At 58.5% G+C, this 15,746-nt stretch carries 14 protein-coding genes; 4 read left to right on the top strand and 10 right to left on the bottom strand.

Going from position 1 to position 15,746, the window contains the following annotated elements:
- Positions 1-109: 109 nt before the first annotated feature.
- A complete protein-coding gene (locus HMPREF3158_RS06105; protein ID WP_061920352.1) occupies positions 110-901 on the bottom strand; it encodes a Yip1 family protein in 792 nt (263 codons plus the stop codon).
- Between the two features lie 9 nt (positions 902-910).
- Positions 911-1,840, bottom strand: a complete 930-nt coding sequence (locus tag HMPREF3158_RS06100; RefSeq protein ID WP_082778541.1) for a Ppx/GppA family phosphatase — start codon at positions 1,838-1,840, stop codon at positions 911-913.
- Positions 1,841-1,873: 33 nt separating this feature from the next.
- Here HMPREF3158_RS06100 and HMPREF3158_RS06095 point away from each other — a divergent pair, with 33 nt between their 5' ends.
- The gene (locus HMPREF3158_RS06095) at positions 1,874-2,797 is read left to right on the top strand and encodes a DUF3109 family protein (RefSeq protein WP_070497747.1); all 924 of its coding nucleotides are present in this window, start codon (positions 1,874-1,876) and stop codon (positions 2,795-2,797) included.
- Positions 2,798-2,805: 8 nt separating this feature from the next.
- Here HMPREF3158_RS06095 and HMPREF3158_RS06090 read toward each other — a convergent pair whose 3' ends face one another.
- The 3 genes from HMPREF3158_RS06090 to HMPREF3158_RS06080 form a co-directional block, all read right to left on the bottom strand.
- On the bottom strand, positions 2,806-3,504 hold the full coding sequence (locus HMPREF3158_RS06090) for a response regulator transcription factor (protein ID WP_061920346.1): 699 nt from the start codon (positions 3,502-3,504) through the stop codon (positions 2,806-2,808).
- Positions 3,501-4,763, bottom strand: a complete 1,263-nt coding sequence (locus HMPREF3158_RS06085; RefSeq protein ID WP_070432520.1) for a sensor histidine kinase — start codon at positions 4,761-4,763, stop codon at positions 3,501-3,503. Before HMPREF3158_RS06085 ends, HMPREF3158_RS06090 begins: the two co-directional genes overlap by 4 nt.
- Positions 4,764-4,843: 80 nt before the next feature.
- A complete protein-coding gene (locus tag HMPREF3158_RS06080) occupies positions 4,844-5,590 on the bottom strand; it encodes a phosphoglyceromutase (protein ID WP_061920385.1) in 747 nt (248 codons plus the stop codon).
- A 146-nt stretch (positions 5,591-5,736) separates the two neighbouring features.
- On the opposite strand from HMPREF3158_RS06080, the gene HMPREF3158_RS06075 reads away from it, so the two are divergent.
- Positions 5,737-6,777, top strand: coding sequence for a hypothetical protein (locus HMPREF3158_RS06075; protein ID WP_061920342.1), 1,041 nt, complete (start codon positions 5,737-5,739; stop codon positions 6,775-6,777).
- Here the strand turns inward: HMPREF3158_RS06075 and HMPREF3158_RS06070 are convergent.
- The 5 genes from HMPREF3158_RS06070 to mshA form a co-directional block, all read right to left on the bottom strand.
- Positions 6,774-7,964, bottom strand: a complete 1,191-nt coding sequence (locus tag HMPREF3158_RS06070; protein ID WP_141741015.1) for an ABC-2 family transporter permease — start codon at positions 7,962-7,964, stop codon at positions 6,774-6,776. The two genes, HMPREF3158_RS06075 and HMPREF3158_RS06070, sit on opposite strands and share 4 nt — an antisense overlap.
- Before the next feature lie 286 nt (positions 7,965-8,250).
- Positions 8,251-8,931, bottom strand: coding sequence for an ATP-binding cassette domain-containing protein (locus HMPREF3158_RS06065; RefSeq protein ID WP_061920338.1), 681 nt, complete (start codon positions 8,929-8,931; stop codon positions 8,251-8,253).
- 69 nt (positions 8,932-9,000) lie between these two features.
- Positions 9,001-9,657, bottom strand: a complete 657-nt coding sequence (locus tag HMPREF3158_RS06060; RefSeq protein WP_061920336.1) for a response regulator — start codon at positions 9,655-9,657, stop codon at positions 9,001-9,003.
- Between the two features lie 315 nt (positions 9,658-9,972).
- Complete coding sequence (locus HMPREF3158_RS06055; protein ID WP_246816190.1) at positions 9,973-10,791, bottom strand: sensor histidine kinase; 819 nt, start codon at positions 10,789-10,791, stop codon at positions 9,973-9,975.
- 20 nt (positions 10,792-10,811) lie between these two features.
- Positions 10,812-12,077, bottom strand: a complete 1,266-nt coding sequence (gene mshA / locus HMPREF3158_RS06050) for a D-inositol-3-phosphate glycosyltransferase (RefSeq protein ID WP_070497820.1) — start codon at positions 12,075-12,077, stop codon at positions 10,812-10,814.
- A gap of 82 nt (positions 12,078-12,159) precedes the next feature.
- Here mshA and HMPREF3158_RS06045 point away from each other — a divergent pair, with 82 nt between their 5' ends.
- Together HMPREF3158_RS06045 and HMPREF3158_RS06040 are read left to right on the top strand one after the other, a co-directional pair.
- Entirely contained in the window at positions 12,160-13,878 is a 1,719-nt protein-coding gene (locus tag HMPREF3158_RS06045) for a long-chain-fatty-acid--CoA ligase (protein WP_070497745.1), read from the top strand.
- Positions 13,879-14,013: 135 nt separating this feature from the next.
- On the top strand, positions 14,014-15,744 hold the full coding sequence (locus HMPREF3158_RS06040; RefSeq protein ID WP_061920329.1) for a long-chain-fatty-acid--CoA ligase: 1,731 nt from the start codon (positions 14,014-14,016) through the stop codon (positions 15,742-15,744).
- Positions 15,745-15,746: the final 2 nt, after the last annotated feature.

The raw sequence follows: 15,746 nt of genomic DNA, 5'->3' as shown, positions 1-15,746 counted from the left end.
CCCGCTCCTTTACACCTTGGGCTTAGTCTCCTCGCTGTCGATATACAAAAGCGCACCGCCTGCTTTAAGAGCTAAGCGGTGCGCTTTATAAGGTGCGATGAATTTTCGCCTACATAACGATGAGCAGCGGGCCGAAGGTCAGTACGAGACCAACGAAGGCAGCCAGCGCCATCGAGGCGCCATCACGATTGGTACGCAGCACGTGCACCAGAGCAACCATGAGAGCGGTTACAGCAACGGCCAAGATGGCAACGATGGAGCGGGAGAAGCTATCCCAGAGAATCTCGAAGCCCTTGAAGACGATTGCGCCGAGCACGATTCCTACGAGAGCAAGCAGCAAAACAGAGAACGGATTGAGCTTCTCATCATCTTCCTCGTAATCCGCATCAGACTCAGTCTCAAGCAAGTCCTTCTCCTGCGCCTTTACCGGAACGCTGTTGCCCATTTCCGCGCCAGCGCCCGCCGCAGTGGTACCAGCAGCCGCAGTGGTTGCCGCAGCAGCCTTAGGAGCCTTGCTGTCGTCCTTGGAATCAGCCTGCGCAGGCTTAGCATCTTCAGCGTCCTGCTTTGCCTCAGGCTTGTCCGTTACGCGCTTGATAACGCGGGTGTCATCGGTAGAAGGCTGGGAAGCCTTGTCCGCGGCCTGCTTTTCATCCTGCTCCTGCTTTGGGGCAGGGATGACTGGAGCGGTTTCGTCGATGGAGACATTCGAGTGCTTCGACTCGGCCGGAGTTGCCTTTACTTTTTCCAGGTTGCCGGTGAGCTCGGCAACCGAGACGCCACCGTCTTCCAAACTACGGCGGCGGCGACGGCGTGAACCGCCCTCAGAATCAGCACCAGCGCGCTCCTTCGAGTTACGGGCGAGGAGCTCCGCTACTGTCAACTGTTTTTCGTCAGCCACGTTTATTTCCTATTCCAGTCCCTTATCGGTTCGTCGCAGAATTACGCCTTCGCGGAGTGCCCAAGGGCAGATCTCCAGCTTCTCAATACCCAAGGCACGCATGCTTGCCTCAGCCACCAATGCGCCAGCGACGATTTGATGCGATCGGTTAGAACTTACCCCTTCGAGGTCTGCTCTGTCTGCTGCGGTCATGCGGGAGATGAATGAGATGAGCTGACGAAGGCCCGGTGCGGTCAGCGTACGCTTTACATAAGGGCCCGCAGAAGACGGTGCGGCACCGGTAAGTCGCGCCAGCGTACGGAAGGTTTTTGAGGTACCCACAGCAAGCCCCGCGGTACCCATTGCACGCATCTGATCGGTCACTGGTACCAATTCCGCATCAATGTAGTCGCGGAGCATATTGACCTTGGCCTTCTCAGGCGGATCGGTGTCGAACCAATTGTGGGTCAAGCGGCCCGCGCCCAGGTCCAGAGAAAATGCCAAGTCGGGATGCTCATCAGTACCGGTGGAAAGCTCCAACGAGCCACCGCCGATGTCCAAGTTGGTGATGCGACCTGCAGACCAGCCGTACCAGCGGCGCACGGCCAGGAACGTCAGACGTGCTTCTTCCTCGCCAGAGAGGATCTCCAGACGTACACCCGTCTGCTTTTCCACCTGATCAAGCACGTACTCAGAGTTCGGGGCAGAACGCACTGCCGAGGTAGCAAAAGCAATGAACTCATGACAGCCCAACTTTTGCCCCAGCTCGTTTGCTTCAGCAACCGCCGAAATCAGCTTCTTCAAGCCTTTTTCGTGGATGTTGCCGTCCTTATCCAACTGCTCCACAAGACGCAGCGGAGTCTTCCAATCGCTCATCGGAGTCGGGCGTCCACCCGTAGCGGCGTCAACCGCAACGAGGTGAACAGTGTTGCTTCCGACGTCTAATACACCTAATCGCACACTCCTAGAGTAGTAGGTCTACCGTGGTTAGGTGTGAATCGCCCGAAATCTAGCTCAAAAAGTAACCCAGATTCTCACACGGTTTATCTCGGTTTTCCCAGCTCTTCCCCCGCTGCCTCCTCGATCCTTGCAGGCCGCGAGGAGGCACCCGATTTCCCACGGGAATGGTTCGAATTCACCAATCCGGCGGACCCCCACCATGTCTTTTCAATCGATCTCACGTGGGTCGAATCGCACTACACGTGTCAGTTCGGCACCGCGGCTTGCCACGGCATCGATGCCAGCCAACCCGACGTCGGATGTTGCGTCCATGGCGCGTACATGGCTGATGAAACGGATCGGGAGCAGCTTTACGACGCCGTCGAGCGCATGCCAGACAAGTACTGGCAGCTACGCCCAGCTGGGGTAGATAAATACCTTTCCGCCGAAGACCCCACCGAGCTAGAACCCTGGCTCGTATGGGACGAGCTCGACGGGGACGACGGGGAACCAGAGCCAGCACTTAAAACGCCTATCGTCGATGGCGCCTGCATCTTTGCCAACCGCGCGGGTTGGGCCACCGGCGCGGGCTGCGCACTGCATCAGTGGGCAATGGCAGAAGGCGAAGAGCTGACCGTGGTCAAGCCGGAAGTGTGCTGGCAGCTGCCGCTGCGCCGCCATGAGGAATATGAAGAGCGCCCAGACGGCCAGGAAATTCTGCGCACCACCATCGGCGAATACGATCGCCGCGGTTGGGGCGACGGCGGAGAAGACTTCGATTGGTATTGCTCCGCTGATGCGTCCTGCCATACCTCGCCGGACCCCATGTGGCTCTCTCAGAAAACCGAGCTCATTGCCCTTATGGGCGAGGAATGCTACGAAATCCTGGCTGCTCACTGCTCCGCACGAGCCGAAGCAGCCAAGGCTGGCGTTAACCTCACGCGGCACCCGGCCAGCGTGAAGGCCAACGCTTACTAAGGCGCCTATTAAAGATCGAACTTGTAGCCCAGACCGCGCACCGTCACCAGGTGCTGCGGGCGGGAAGGCTCCGCCTCGATCTTCGAGCGCAGGCGCTTGACGTGCACGTCTAGTGTCTTGGTATCGCCCACATAGTCAGCGCCCCAAATACGATCAATCAGCTGGCCGCGGGTAAGAACGCGTCCTGCATTACGCAGCAGGTACTCCAGCAGGTCGAATTCCTTCAGCGGCATCGAGACTGCCTCGCCGTCGACAGTGACGGTGTGACGCTCAACGTCCATGCGTACGCGACCGCCCTCAAGAATCTGCTCGTCGAACTCCTCCTGCGGAGCCTCAGAAGCAGAGTCTTGGCCGCGGCGCAGAACCGCGCGAATACGCGCAATCAGCTCACGGGAAGAATAAGGCTTGGTCACATAATCGTCCGCACCCAGCTCGAGGCCGACGACCTTATCAATCTCCGAGTCACGCGCCGTGACCATGATGACTGGAACCGAGGACGTCGAACGCAGCTGCTTGCACACATCGGTGCCGGACATTCCCGGCAGCATGAGATCCAGAAGAACGATGTCGACGGAGTTCTTCGCAAACTCCTCGAGGGCGGTCGGACCATCCGGTGCGAGGATGACGTCAAAGCCCTCCTTGCGCAGAAGGAACGCTAGTGGATCGGCCAGCGACTCTTCATCTTCAACGATGAGGATGTTGGTCATTGTGCTTTGTCCTTTCGACGTGCGGCTACGCGAGCGACGGCACGAGGAAGCCCAGGCGCAGCTGAGCTGACGGCACCATCTACTTCATTATCCTGATTCTCTACGTTATCCGCTGCAGTTTCGTCTTTGTAAATAGGTAGCTCGATCGTGAAGGTCGAGCCCGTGCCCGGCCGCGACCACAGCTTGATGTTGCCACCGTGGTTGGCCACAACGTGCTTAACGATAGCCAGTCCCAGACCCGTGCCACCGGTCTGGCGCGAGCGAGCTTTATCCACGCGGAAGAAGCGCTCGAAGACTCGCTTTTGGTCCTCCGGGGCGATACCGATTCCGCGGTCAGTCACGCGCACGAGCACGATATCGGTACCGACGATCTTGAGGGTCACCGACACCGGCATCTCATCCGGCGAGTAATGGATTGCATTGGAGATGAGGTTGGAAATAGCGGTGATAAGCAGCGCCTTATCGCCCTTGACCTGCACTCCCACCGGCTTGCCGCGGGTAAGTTCATTCTGATGTGAATCGGCTGCCAGCTGATTGCGGGAGATTGCTTCATCCACCAATTCATCAAGATTTAGCGGCTCCATCTCCGGCAGCGCCTCCGCACCTTGAAGCTTGGAAAGCGCGATCAGCTCGTTGACCATATCCGCCATGCGGTTGGCTTCTTTTTGTAGTTTGCCACCGAAGTATTCCACGGTTTCAACGTCAGCCGGGTCATTGAGCAGAGCCTCCGCCAGCAATGCGATGCCGCCGACAGGGGTCTTAAGCTCGTGGGAGACATTCGCCACAAAGTCGCGGCGAGCGGCTTCCATGCGCACAGACTCCGATTCGTCGGTGCCGTAGACGATGACGAAGCGGTCGTCGTTAAGCGTCAGCGGCTTAACCACCGCCAGCACCTGAGTCACTCGGTTACCGGTACGGCGCTTCGGAATGGAAAGGTCAAGCGAGCGCGTTTCCTTGTCCGCGAAGACCTCCTCCGCGACCTTCCAGATATCCGGATTAACAGTGCGATCATGGACCAAAGACATCTCATGGGCTGAAGGATTAGAAAGGATGACCTCCTTCGAGCGCGAGAGAACCGTGATGCCTGTCGGCGCGCCTTGGATAGCCAAGTGCAAAACCTGGCTCACGGTAGTGACTCTGTTGGAATCAGCATCATTAGATTTGCGGAAACGCTCGATGCGCCCGCGCACCCAAGAGATCACCGGTAGAGCGAAGGCGCAAACCACCACGCCGGCTAGAAAAGCTAAAAGTAATTCCACGTATCTATTACCAGTTAAAACAAAACAATCCCCAGGGAGTATAGACCCCCGGGGAATTGTACGCAGTACTTCAAAAGCTCTTACTTGCCGCCCTGCGCCGCAACCGCTGCGGCGCCGGCAGCAGCAGCTTCCGGATCCAGGTAGGTGCCGCCTGGGTTCTGGACGCTGCCGTCTTCCGCAATCTCGTAGACCAGCGGAATGCCCGTAGGAATATTCAGGCCAGCGATGTCTTCGTCAGAGATGTTGTCCAGGTGCTTGACCAGCGCACGCAGGGAGTTGCCGTGTGCGGCGATGAGAACGACCTCGCCCTTCTTGGCGCGTGGGAGGATCTCCTCCTCGAAGTACGGAACGAGGCGCTCGACGACGTCCTTCAGGCATTCGGTGCGCGGGACCTGCTCCAGGTCCCCGTAGCGCGGGTCGGCGCTCTGGGAGTACTCGGAGGAATCTTCCAGCTCTGGCGGCGGGGTGCCGTAGGAACGGCGCCATGCCATGAACTGCTCTTCGCCGTACTTGTCCTTAGTCTCTGCCTTGTTCAGGCCCTGCAGAGCGCCGTAGTGGCGCTCGTTGAGGCGCCAATCGCGCACGACCGGGATCCAGTGACGGTCTGCCGCGTTAAGCGCAATGTTTGCGGTGCGGATAGCACGGCGCAGCAGTGAGGTGTAGAGAACCTCCGGCAGCAGGCCCTTTTCCTTCAGCAGCTCGCCGCCGCGCTTTGCTTCTGCCTCGCCCTTTGCGGTGAGGTCCACGTCGACCCAACCGGTGAACTGGTTGGATTCGTTCCACTGGGATTGTCCGTGTCGAAGAAGAATAAGCTTTCCTTGAGTCATGCCTTCAAGCATGCCAGTTTTTAATAGTCCGCGCTGCAACTTTTAGCCCTCAGAGGTAACCGAAAATTTCCTACAATGGGCTTTTACTGCTCAAGAAATCTAAATCACAATTAAATGGAAAACACTCGCCGAAAGCAGAAGCTGCCATGCACGTCATTCAGATAGCCCCACCCCACTTGGAAACCAACGATTCCCCTTCCCTAGCGCTGCGCGTATGCCACGAGGCGGACAGCGCATTGCTTAAATACCTCGCAGGCAACGATGATTTCTGCGAGTCCATGGACAGCTTGCTCAATAGTTTGCGTCCAAGTTCCCAGCGCCTTTCCTTCCTGCTCGCCGCCTGCGAGCAGGAAGGCCAGCTGCGCGCCCAGGAGGATGAGACCGACCTCGGTGCGCGCGGGTTCCTGCGAGTAAACATGCCGCTGACGGGTGAGACCACGCTGGCCTATTTGGCCCCCATCTTCGTCGATGACTACAGCGAAGAAGTTCTCGATGCGCTCTTGGATGCGGCCGCGGAGCTCATGGCACAGCACGGCCGCACCACCATTACATTGGATGTTGACTTTGCTATAGGCGGGCTTGACGACGACCCCCGCGCCGCCGCTTTCACAGGCCACGGCTTTGTACTCGGCATCGTGGAGCAGGCTTGCCAGCTTGAACTCGCCAAAGCCGAGCCAGCGCAGCTGCCTGCAGGCCTGCGCGCCGAGTACTTCGAGGGCCACCTCCTGCCCGAGCACCTCTCGGACCACACCGACTCTTTCCTTGAGATCCTCTCAATTGCTGACCTCGACGTCCCCACCGCCGAAGGCCCCATCGAGCGCGAGTGGACCGAAGAAATGCTGCAGGAAGCCGCAAAGCACCATGCTCGCTCCAAGACGGTCACGGCCAATGCGGTTCTCATCGATGAAGAAGGCATCGCCGCCCTCTCCGTGCTGCTCCTCGATCCCTCACACCCCGAAGTAGCCAAGCAAGAGCTGACCATCACCCACCGCCGCGCCCGTGGCCGTGGCTGGGGCATGCTGGTCAAGCAGGCGCTCTGGGGCGAAGCCGCTGCCCGCTACCCACGCTTAAAGCGTGTCACCACCTACAACGCGCTGAGCAACGAGCGCATGCTCGCCATCAACGCGAAGCTGGGCATTGAGCCGAAGTTCTGGTGGACTTCCTGGACGAAGTCACTCGCGAGTTAAGAATCCGAGCTCCCGACCATGGGAGCCTTCTTCTGCCAGCAGAAACAAAGGGATGCGAGCGCTACCACAATCACGGGTATCGCTACTGTCATTCGGCCGATATTCGTGACCGTCTCCGGCCAAGCGCTAAAGGCTACAGTCCACAATGGAGTATTCGCTAGGACATCTCCGCCCAACGTAAGCGAAATGATCGCAAACACGATGCTCAGAGCAAGCGTGAACGTGCTCCCGAATCGGGCATTTAATAGCAAGCTTGCCAAAGCGATAATGGTGCCCACTGCGATGCTGAGCACGAGGCGGCGAAGCTCATCGCCAAGCGCACCGCCAGCAATGAGCCCAGCAAGCAAGCTGCATGCTGACATTACAGCGACCACGCTGATTAACCAGTAGATCAAGGTGCTTCGGCACCCTCGATATTCGAGCAACATCAACGGCCAACTATCGCGCAGTGCAGCCCATCCCAGCACGGGTGCAAGCCCCGATCCGATGGGCAAAATGCCGAACACGAACAGGCCATGGACATAAGAGGCCGGGTACAGCAAAGCGGTAAATACCAGCAGCGTTGCGCTAAGGACCATGCAGGCCACTAGCGCTGGTGCCGTAGCCGCAAAGCAAAGCGCTAAAAATGGCCGTGGCCGTTGTGCACAATCCCTTGTAACCACAGCGGGCTTCCACCCCACCCCAGGTTCGTTTGCTGTCGCTTTCGAGCGTCGGACTAGCCGTGGGTGCCAGCTATCTGGTGCCCAGAGCGCTGCTGCAATTCCCACCAGAGCAAGAAGAACGCACAAAGCTAATGCGTTCCATGGTTTCTCAGCTGCCAAAGACGCACCCGGCTCAAGTGGAACGGAGTTTCGGTGAATGCCCATAATCGGCAATACAGCTCGCACCGGCCATGCTGGCGGGCACATCCACCAATTGTCGGCTTCCACGACGGGATTTAGAGCAAAGAATAGTTGCCAGATAACAAACACTACGAGTGTCACTACCAAGTTGGTCAGGCGTGCTACTGCTGCTGCCAATCCAGCAATACCAATCGAGCCGACAAAGCACAGCACACCGACAGCGAGAATGCGTGAGCTATTCTCGCGCGAATAGACGGCCAACCAACTTCCGCCGAAATTAATTACATGAAATACAGCGATGCTGAGGAGGACAACGAGGAGGCGGGCCAACCTTTCGGCATTCAAGAATCGCGTCCTTTGCACCTTCGGAAGCCCCGCCAAACGCATATGCGTCCCGCCAAACCGAGCACGCTTCTCCCGTGCCTCCGCAGCTGCAGCAAACATTGCAACAAGTGGAGCCGCCATCCCGGTGACATACATTGATTGCCACATGAGTACGCCCGTCGCATCGGTGGCAGGAGATGCAAGGCGAGAAAGGTTATATGTCAGAAGGACCAAAGGCACGGCTATCAAAGGCAACCACACCAACGAAGTACCGCGAGCGCGCAACAGCTCGGTATGAAGCTGACGCCTAAACATTGCGTCCCCCTGCGGTGAGGCGGAAGAACTCTTCTTCCAAGTTTCCTTCCGGAGCCAAATCACGCAGAGGCCCCGAATAAACGATTTCACCTTGTGCAAGCACAGAAATGTCATCTGCGAGATGAAGTACTTCCCCAAGTTGGTGAGAACTAACTAGAACCGTGCCGCCTCGCGCAGCCCAGTCACGCAGCAGCTCACGCAGCTCACTAATTCCTTGCGGGTCAAGGCCATTTTGCGGCTCATCAAGTACGAGCACTTCGGGGTCGCCGAGAATCGCTTGTCCTAGGGCCAACCTAGCTTTCATTCCGGTGGAAAAACTCTTGGCTTTCTTGCCACCGACGTCCACCAGCCCAACCACAGCAAGAGCCCGATCGGCCTCCTCCGCGGGCAGACCAAGCAATCTTGTGTGCACAAGGAGGTTATTCCGTGCGCTGAGGTGGCCGTAGAAAGCTGGCCCATTCAAGGACGCACCGACCGTGGGCAGCTTACCGATTGTTCCCGAATCTGCAGATGAAAGTCCCAACAAAATCGACATCAGGGTGGACTTTCCCGCGCCGTTTCGCCCAAGCAAAGCATGTACTCGTCCAGGAGTTACTGAAAGCGAGACGTCGTTGAGGACTCGCTGGTTCCCGAACGACTTGGTGACACGTGACAAGCTAAGTGATGAGGACATGAAAGAAGTATGTCGCCGTAGCTTCTTTCCTGTATCCCCCAGCAGAACCAACCTTGGCCGGAAGCTCTCCTACTGCAGTAGGACTTTTTGGCCTAGCAACACCAAAGCCACACGGTCCCTAGCTTGCAGCTTCGACATGAGCGAGGAAACGTGCGTCTTTACGGTGGTCTCAGCGAGGACGAGTTCTTGGGCAATTTCCCGGTTAGTCGCGCCACTAGTGATCAGCCGCAGCACTTCCAACTCGCGTCGAGTCACCAATGCAAGCCCTTGCCTTTGCGCTGCTGATAGTTCGGCTCGTCCAGCAATCGCTGCGCGATAGCCCTCCAAAACCGTTCCGGTCACTCCGCTTGCTAGGACGGCTTCTCCTGCATGAACCGCACGAACAGCGCCTAAAAGCACCTCCGGGTCTGAATCTTTGAGAAGAAAACCATGGACTCCCGCGAGCAACGCAGAACGAACCAGCTCCTCTTCATTAAACGTCGTTAGCATGATCACCCTAAGTGACGGGTTCCTTGCCAAGAGGGCACTTGCAGCAGCTATTCCATCCATCCCTGGCATCCGAATATCAAGAATCGCAATATCGAGCGAATGCGCAGCTGCAGCCTCGACGGCTGCTTGCCCATCACCGACCGCGGCAACGACCTTAATGTCCCCTGCGGCATTAAGAATGGTTTCCAACGCACTGCGCAGCAGCGGCTGGTCATCAGCAAGAAGTACTCGAATCATTATGTTGTCCTCTGCGGAAATTGTGCTTCCACTAGGAAGTGCCGAGCGTCTCCGGAGGTACGCACCCAGCCACCCAATGCTGTAGCCCTTTCGGCGATTCCCACCAAACCTACACCGGCTCCTGATGTCTCTCCTTGTGGTCTACCCCATGACTCAACACTCAGCGCAGCAGAATCAGAAAGTTTCAGGCGAACTGTCGCCCCTGTCCCTTGGTGGCGAAGCACATTAGTCAGTGCCTCCGTGATAATCCGGACCAAAGCCAATTGGGTTAGCGCAGGAAGAGTCACCGGGGTATTCGGTAAATCTGCGCTGATATCAAGGCCTGCAGCGCGAAAACCCTTCCACGACCTTGGGAATATCGGATAGTTGGCGAGATGGCTCGCGCGTTGTCGGCGCCCGTAGCGAGGACACAATTGAACGCACCTCCGCGAGCGCTCCGTCCGCTTCAGTTCGGATAGTTCGCAATGCTTCCTCCGATGTCCCCGAAGCAACAAGACCAGCATTTGCTTGAACTTTGATGAGGGTCAACGAATGAGCTAGTACGTCATGTAGTTCACGCGCGATAAGAAGCCGCTCTTCTTCCTGAGCTTCACGCTGTCGCGCCTGCCGTTCCACCTCCTTGTCACGCAAACGCACCGCAACTACATAAACGAGTAACAAAAGTAGCCAGTGGAAAAGGAAAGTAAATAGAAAATCCGTTCCGCTTCGGTATCGCTCGGTCAGGTCTGGTTGCAGCTTCCACATGAACGGCGAAGCGAAAGTGCCAGCGAACGTTGCGCCGAGAATAGCCTTTGGAATCCACCGTTCTTCACATAAACGCGCAGAAGAATAAACAGCTAAAGGAGCAGCAACCAACCACGGAGAGAATCCAGAATTCGTCGGGAGCGCCAGCATCCAGGTAATTGCCCATGCCCCTAGACAGAAAATCATCCCTACCGGAGCAATGACAGGCCGCGACCGCCAAATGAGAAAGAACGGGACAAAGGCCCACGAAACCACAGCTTGCACGATGTGGATCTCCATAGGCAGCGGCCCCGGTACCAGGGTGTACAAGAGCGCCAGTAACACGGCCAAGCCCGCAAGCAGCACATCGCCTAAGCGGAGAGTGCGCAGAAAAGTCATGCCTTTAGACATCAAGTCTTTTCTCCCGCTACTTAGTAACCAATTGCCCGGCGCGCATGGCAATCCGGGACCTCGATGTGCAGGGCTTCCTCGTAGATCCGGGCAAGAACGTTGGCGGATTCAGCCCAGCTGAACTTCGCGGCGTGGCTGACGGCGGCTTCGCCCATGCTGATGCGCAGCGGGTCGTCGTCAAGCAAGTGCTCCAAGGCATCCGCCCAAGCCTCGGGGAAGTGGCCGTCGACGAGCTCGCCGGTCTTTCCATCTGCCACAGCGATGGACAGGCCACCCACGCGCGCAGCGATGACGGGGGTACCGGAGGCCTGTGCCTCCAAAGCCACCAACCCGAAGGACTCGTTGTAGCTGGGCACCGCCACCAGATCGGCCGCGCGGTAAATGGAGACCAGTTCCTCCGGCGGACGCGGGCTTAGAAAGCGCACGTGCTTGGAAAGCCCCAGCTTGTGCACCAGGTTCTGGTAGTATTCCGGCGTCGAGTTCACCCCCGATGGGCCACCGCAGAACAGCACGCGGATATTGCGATAAGGATCGCGCTCAATGAGCTCAGCGGTTGCACGAATGAGAACCTCCGGGCCCTTGAACTTCTGCAGGCGGCCCACGAAGGCCACGACCTTGGTGTGAATCGGAATGCCCAGCTCGCGGCGCGAACGCTCTGTGTTGCGGTTGGTGCCCGGAGTAAACAGCTCAACGTCAGCGCCGGGCGAGACCACCTTGATGTGGGAAGGGTCGGCGTCGTAATGCTCGACCAAATCCTGCGCCTCCTGCTTCGTGTTCACAACGAGCAGGTCAGCGTTATCGACCAACTGCTGCTCGCAGATGCGGCGCGCTTCCGATTCACGCGTATCGTCCGCGGTGCGGTGGGCATTCTTTACCGCCGCCAAAGTGTGAGCAGTGTGCACCAGCGGCACGCCCCACAGATCGCGCAGCAGCCAGCCCACCTGGCCGGAGAGCCAGTAGTGCGTATGAATAAGGTCATATTCCAGCCCAAAGCATTTCACGAACTGCACCAGGCCACCGGCAAAGGCGATCATCTGCGTGGGAAGGTCTTCCTTATCAAGGCCCTCATACGGGCCGGCCACGATATTGATAACCCGGAGGCGCTCTTCAACCTCGACGACTTCCCCCTGGCTAGGCCGGGTAGCACGGGTAAAGACATCGACCTCTACTCCCTGCTTAGCCAGCTGCCGCGCGATATTAAGAACGTAGACATTCATGCCGCCGGCATCGCCGGAACCGGGCTGCTCGATAGGGGAAGTATGCAGAGAAATCATCGCGATGCGCATATCCACACAGTCTAGCGTTCCCTATTCATGGCTATACTGGCCCGTGCTAAAACTTACGTAACCGAAAGGTGCTGAATTCCCCATGTCGGCAATCGACAACAAGGAGTGGCTCCAGTTCTACCCAGAGTGGACACCACACCACCTTGACTACGGAGACACCACTCTCCTCGACATTTACGACAACAATCTGGCAATCAACCCGGATAAGCCCGCGACGTACTTCTTTGGCAAGACCCAGACTTTTGCTGAGCTCGACCGCCAAGTTCGCCGCGCGGCCGCTGGCCTCCGGGCATTTGGAGTGCGCCCAGGTGACAAAGTAGCCATCGTCGCCCCGAACTGCCCGCAGTACGTTGCGGCCTTCTACGCCATCCTGAAGCTCGGCGCCATCGCCGTGCTGCACAACCCGCTCTACACTGCGCACGAGCTAGAGGGTTTGTTCAAAGATCACGGCGCCCGCATCGCAATTGCCTGGGACAAGACGGCTTCTACCCTGGAGAAGCTGCGTGGCACCACGAACCTTGAGACGGTCATCTCCATCAACATGATCGATGCGATGCCAACGACACAGAAGCTGGCACTGAAGTACCTGCCATTTCTAAAGTCCAAGCGCGAGCAGCTTTCTGCCCACGCAAAGAACACCGTGACCTGGGATAGCCTCATCGGCAACGCGATTGGCGGCGACGGCCGCGACGTCACGACGCCGGAGGACGTCACCAAGGACACCGTGGCGGTCATCATGTACACCTCCGGCACCACGGGGCAGCCAAAGGGCGCGCAGCTTTCCCACGGCAACTTCTTTGCCGTGATTCTGCAGGGCAAGCACTGGGTCCCTGGCCTGGGCGATAAGCCAGAGCGCATGCTGTGTGCGCTGCCTTTCTTCCACGCTTATGGCCTGGTCATGAACGTCATCCTGCAGCCGCTCATCGGTGGCGAGCTGGTCATCATCCCGAAGCCGGACATCTCCCTCATCATGGACTTGATGAAGAAGCACACCCCGACGTGGATTCCGGGCGTGCCGACCCTCTACGAGCGCATCGTGAAGGCAGCTGAGGAAGACAACATTGACATCAAGGGCGTGCGCGCGGCTTTCTCCGGCGCTTCCACCCTGCCTGTCGATACCGTGGAAAAGTGGGAAGAATACACCGGCGGCCTGCTGGTTGAAGGCTATGGCCTAACCGAGTGCTCCCCCATCATCGTGGGCAACCCGATGAGCACCGATCGCCGCCCAGGTTACGTGGGCATCCCGTTCCCGGATACCGAGATCCGCATCGCAAACCCGGACAACCTCGACGAAACCCAGCCCGACGGCGTCGAGGGCGAGGTCCTCGCCCGCGGCCACCAGGTATTCAAGGGCTACCTCAACAACCCTGAGGCCACCGAAGCTGCCTTCCACGACGGCTGGTTCCGCACCGGCGACATGGGCATCATGGAAGAAGACGGCTTCATCCGCCTGGTTTCGCGCATCAAGGAAATCATCATCACCGGCGGCTTCAACGTCTATCCAGGTGAGGTCGAAGAGGTACTGCGTACACACCCGGCGATTGACGACGTCGCGGTTGTCGGCCGCCCGCGCTCCGACGGCTCTGAGGACGTCGTGGCCTGCATCGACTTGGCCAACGGCGTGGCGCTCGACCCTGAAGGTTTGAAGGAATTCTGCCGCGAGCGGCTCACCCGCTACAAGGTGCCGCGCACCTTCTACCACTTCGAGGAACTGGCCAAGGACCAGATGGGCAAGATTCGCCGCCGCGAGGTCCAGGCCGATCTGCTCAAGCGCCTGGAAAAGGAAAAGGCTGGGCAGTAGCCGCTGTTTCCGGCTCCGCTTCCCGGCCCCACCGGAAGAGCATGACGGAAAAGTTTGGCAGACAGAAGTGTTTAGTTCACAAAATGGTTATACTGTCCGAAACAAAACTGTTTGCCACCCCTAAGGAGTGACGTCATGTCGGATACCCAGCCATCTGCATACGAGTCCAAAGCCTGGCTTGCCAGCTACGCCGAGTGGACCAACCACCACCTCGACTACGGCGAACAGACCCTGCTTGATATCTACAACGAGAACCTTGCCAAGCACGGAACTTGGCCGGCTACCTGGTTCTTTGGACGCCAACAAAGCTACCACGAGCTAGATATCCAGGTTCGCGCCGCAGCGGCCGGGCTTAAGGCCTTTGGCATCCGCCCCGGCGATCGCGTGGCCATGGCGCTTCCTAACTGCCCACAGCACATCGCGGCCTTTTATGCGGTGCTCAAGTTGGGCGCAATCGTCGTCGAGCACAATCCGCTCTACACCGCCCACGAGCTCGAGGGCCTTTTCCAGGATCACGCCGCCCGCGTGGCCATTGTCTGGGACAAGATGACCGCCACCTTCGAGCAGCTGCGCGAAACCACCCCGCTTGAGACGATCATCTCCGTCAACATGACCGAGGCCATGCCGCGCAGCAAGCAGCTGCTCCTGCGCATTCCTATCCCACCCATCACGGAGCAGCGCGAGCAGCTCACCGCCCCAGCGCCCAACACCGTGCCGTGGAGCACCCTGACCGGCACCGCAATCGGCGGCGATGGCACCAAGCTTGCCGACGCCGAAATTCACCCCGAAGACACCGCCATCATCCTGTACACCTCCGGCACCACGGGTACACCGAAGGGCGCGGAAATCACCCACGCGAATATCTGCGCCAACGTGAAACAAGGTGTGGCCTGGGTGCCCGAGTTTGGCAATAAACCCGAGCGCATGCTGGCCGCTCTGCCAATGTTCCACATCTACGGCCTCACACTCCTCGCAGCACTCGGCGTCTACGTCGGCGGCGAGCTCGTACTCACCCCGGCACCAAAGATCCCGCTCATCATGGACATCATGAAAAAGCACCGGCCTACCTGGCTGCCTGGCGTGCCCACCTTGTATTCCAAGATCATCGAAGCTGCAGAAGCCAACAACGTCGACATCACCGGCGTACACAACTCGCTATCGGGCGCCGCCGCGCTGCCGCCGGAGACCGTTGAGAAGTGGGAGTCTTTGAGCGGCGGCCTATTGGTTGAAGGCTACGGCCTCACCGAGACTTCCCCGGTCCTTACCGGCAATCCGATGAACAATTCACGACGCCCCGGCTACATCGGCATCCCCTTCCCCGATACCGAAATCCGTATCGCTAACCCGGACAACCTTGACGAGACCATGCCAGACGGCGAGCCCGGCGAGCTGCTCGCGCGCGGCCCGCAGGTGTTCAAGGGCTACTTCAAGAACCCAGAAGCCACTGAAAAGGCCTTCCACGATGGCTGGTTCTGCACCGGCGATATGGCGGTCATGGAGTCCGATGGCTTCATCAAGATCGTCTCCCGCATCAAGGAGATGATCATCACCGGCGGCTTCAACGTCTACCCTGGTGAAGTCGAAAAGGTCATCGGCATGCACCCCGACGTCGTCGATGTCGCCGTGGTGGGCCGCCCGCGTGCAGACGGCTCCGAGGACGTCGTCGCCTGTGTCATCCTGCGTGACGGCGCCGCCCTCGACCCAGAAGGCATGAAGGACTTCGCGCGCCAAAACCTGACCCGTTACAAGGTGCCGCGCACCTTCTACCACTTCGAGCACCTTGCCGCAGACCAGCTAGGCAAGATTCGCCGCCGCGAAGTGCAGGCGGATCTGCTGCAGCGCCTAAAGTCCGGAAACCACAGCTAGCG

Source organism: Corynebacterium sp. HMSC06G04, from assembly GCF_001807365.1.
Lineage (GTDB): Bacteria > Actinomycetota > Actinomycetes > Mycobacteriales > Mycobacteriaceae > Corynebacterium > Corynebacterium simulans.
The sequence above is the reverse complement of the archived record's forward strand: the minus strand, read 5'-3'. Positions and strand labels throughout refer to the sequence as shown.

Excerpts from the sequence above, each read along its gene's own strand:
- HMPREF3158_RS06090 (WP_061920346.1), bottom strand. The coding sequence starts at position 3,504 with ATGACCAACATCCTCATCGTTGAAGATGAAGAGTCGCTGGCCGATCCA.
- HMPREF3158_RS06080 (WP_061920385.1), bottom strand. The coding sequence starts at position 5,590 with ATGACTCAAGGAAAGCTTATTCTTCTTCGACACGGACAATCCCAGTGG.
- HMPREF3158_RS06075 (WP_061920342.1), top strand. The coding sequence starts at position 5,737 with ATGCACGTCATTCAGATAGCCCCACCCCACTTGGAAACCAACGATTCC.
- HMPREF3158_RS06065 (WP_061920338.1), bottom strand. The coding sequence starts at position 8,931 with ATGTCCTCATCACTTAGCTTGTCACGTGTCACCAAGTCGTTCGGGAAC.
- HMPREF3158_RS06060 (WP_061920336.1), bottom strand. The coding sequence starts at position 9,657 with ATGATTCGAGTACTTCTTGCTGATGACCAGCCGCTGCTGCGCAGTGCG.
- HMPREF3158_RS06055 (WP_246816190.1), bottom strand. The coding sequence starts at position 10,791 with ATGTCTAAAGGCATGACTTTTCTGCGCACTCTCCGCTTAGGCGATGTG.
- mshA (WP_070497820.1), bottom strand. The coding sequence starts at position 12,077 with ATGCGCATCGCGATGATTTCTCTGCATACTTCCCCTATCGAGCAGCCC.
- HMPREF3158_RS06045 (WP_070497745.1), top strand. The coding sequence starts at position 12,160 with ATGTCGGCAATCGACAACAAGGAGTGGCTCCAGTTCTACCCAGAGTGG.
- HMPREF3158_RS06040 (WP_061920329.1), top strand. The coding sequence starts at position 14,014 with ATGTCGGATACCCAGCCATCTGCATACGAGTCCAAAGCCTGGCTTGCC.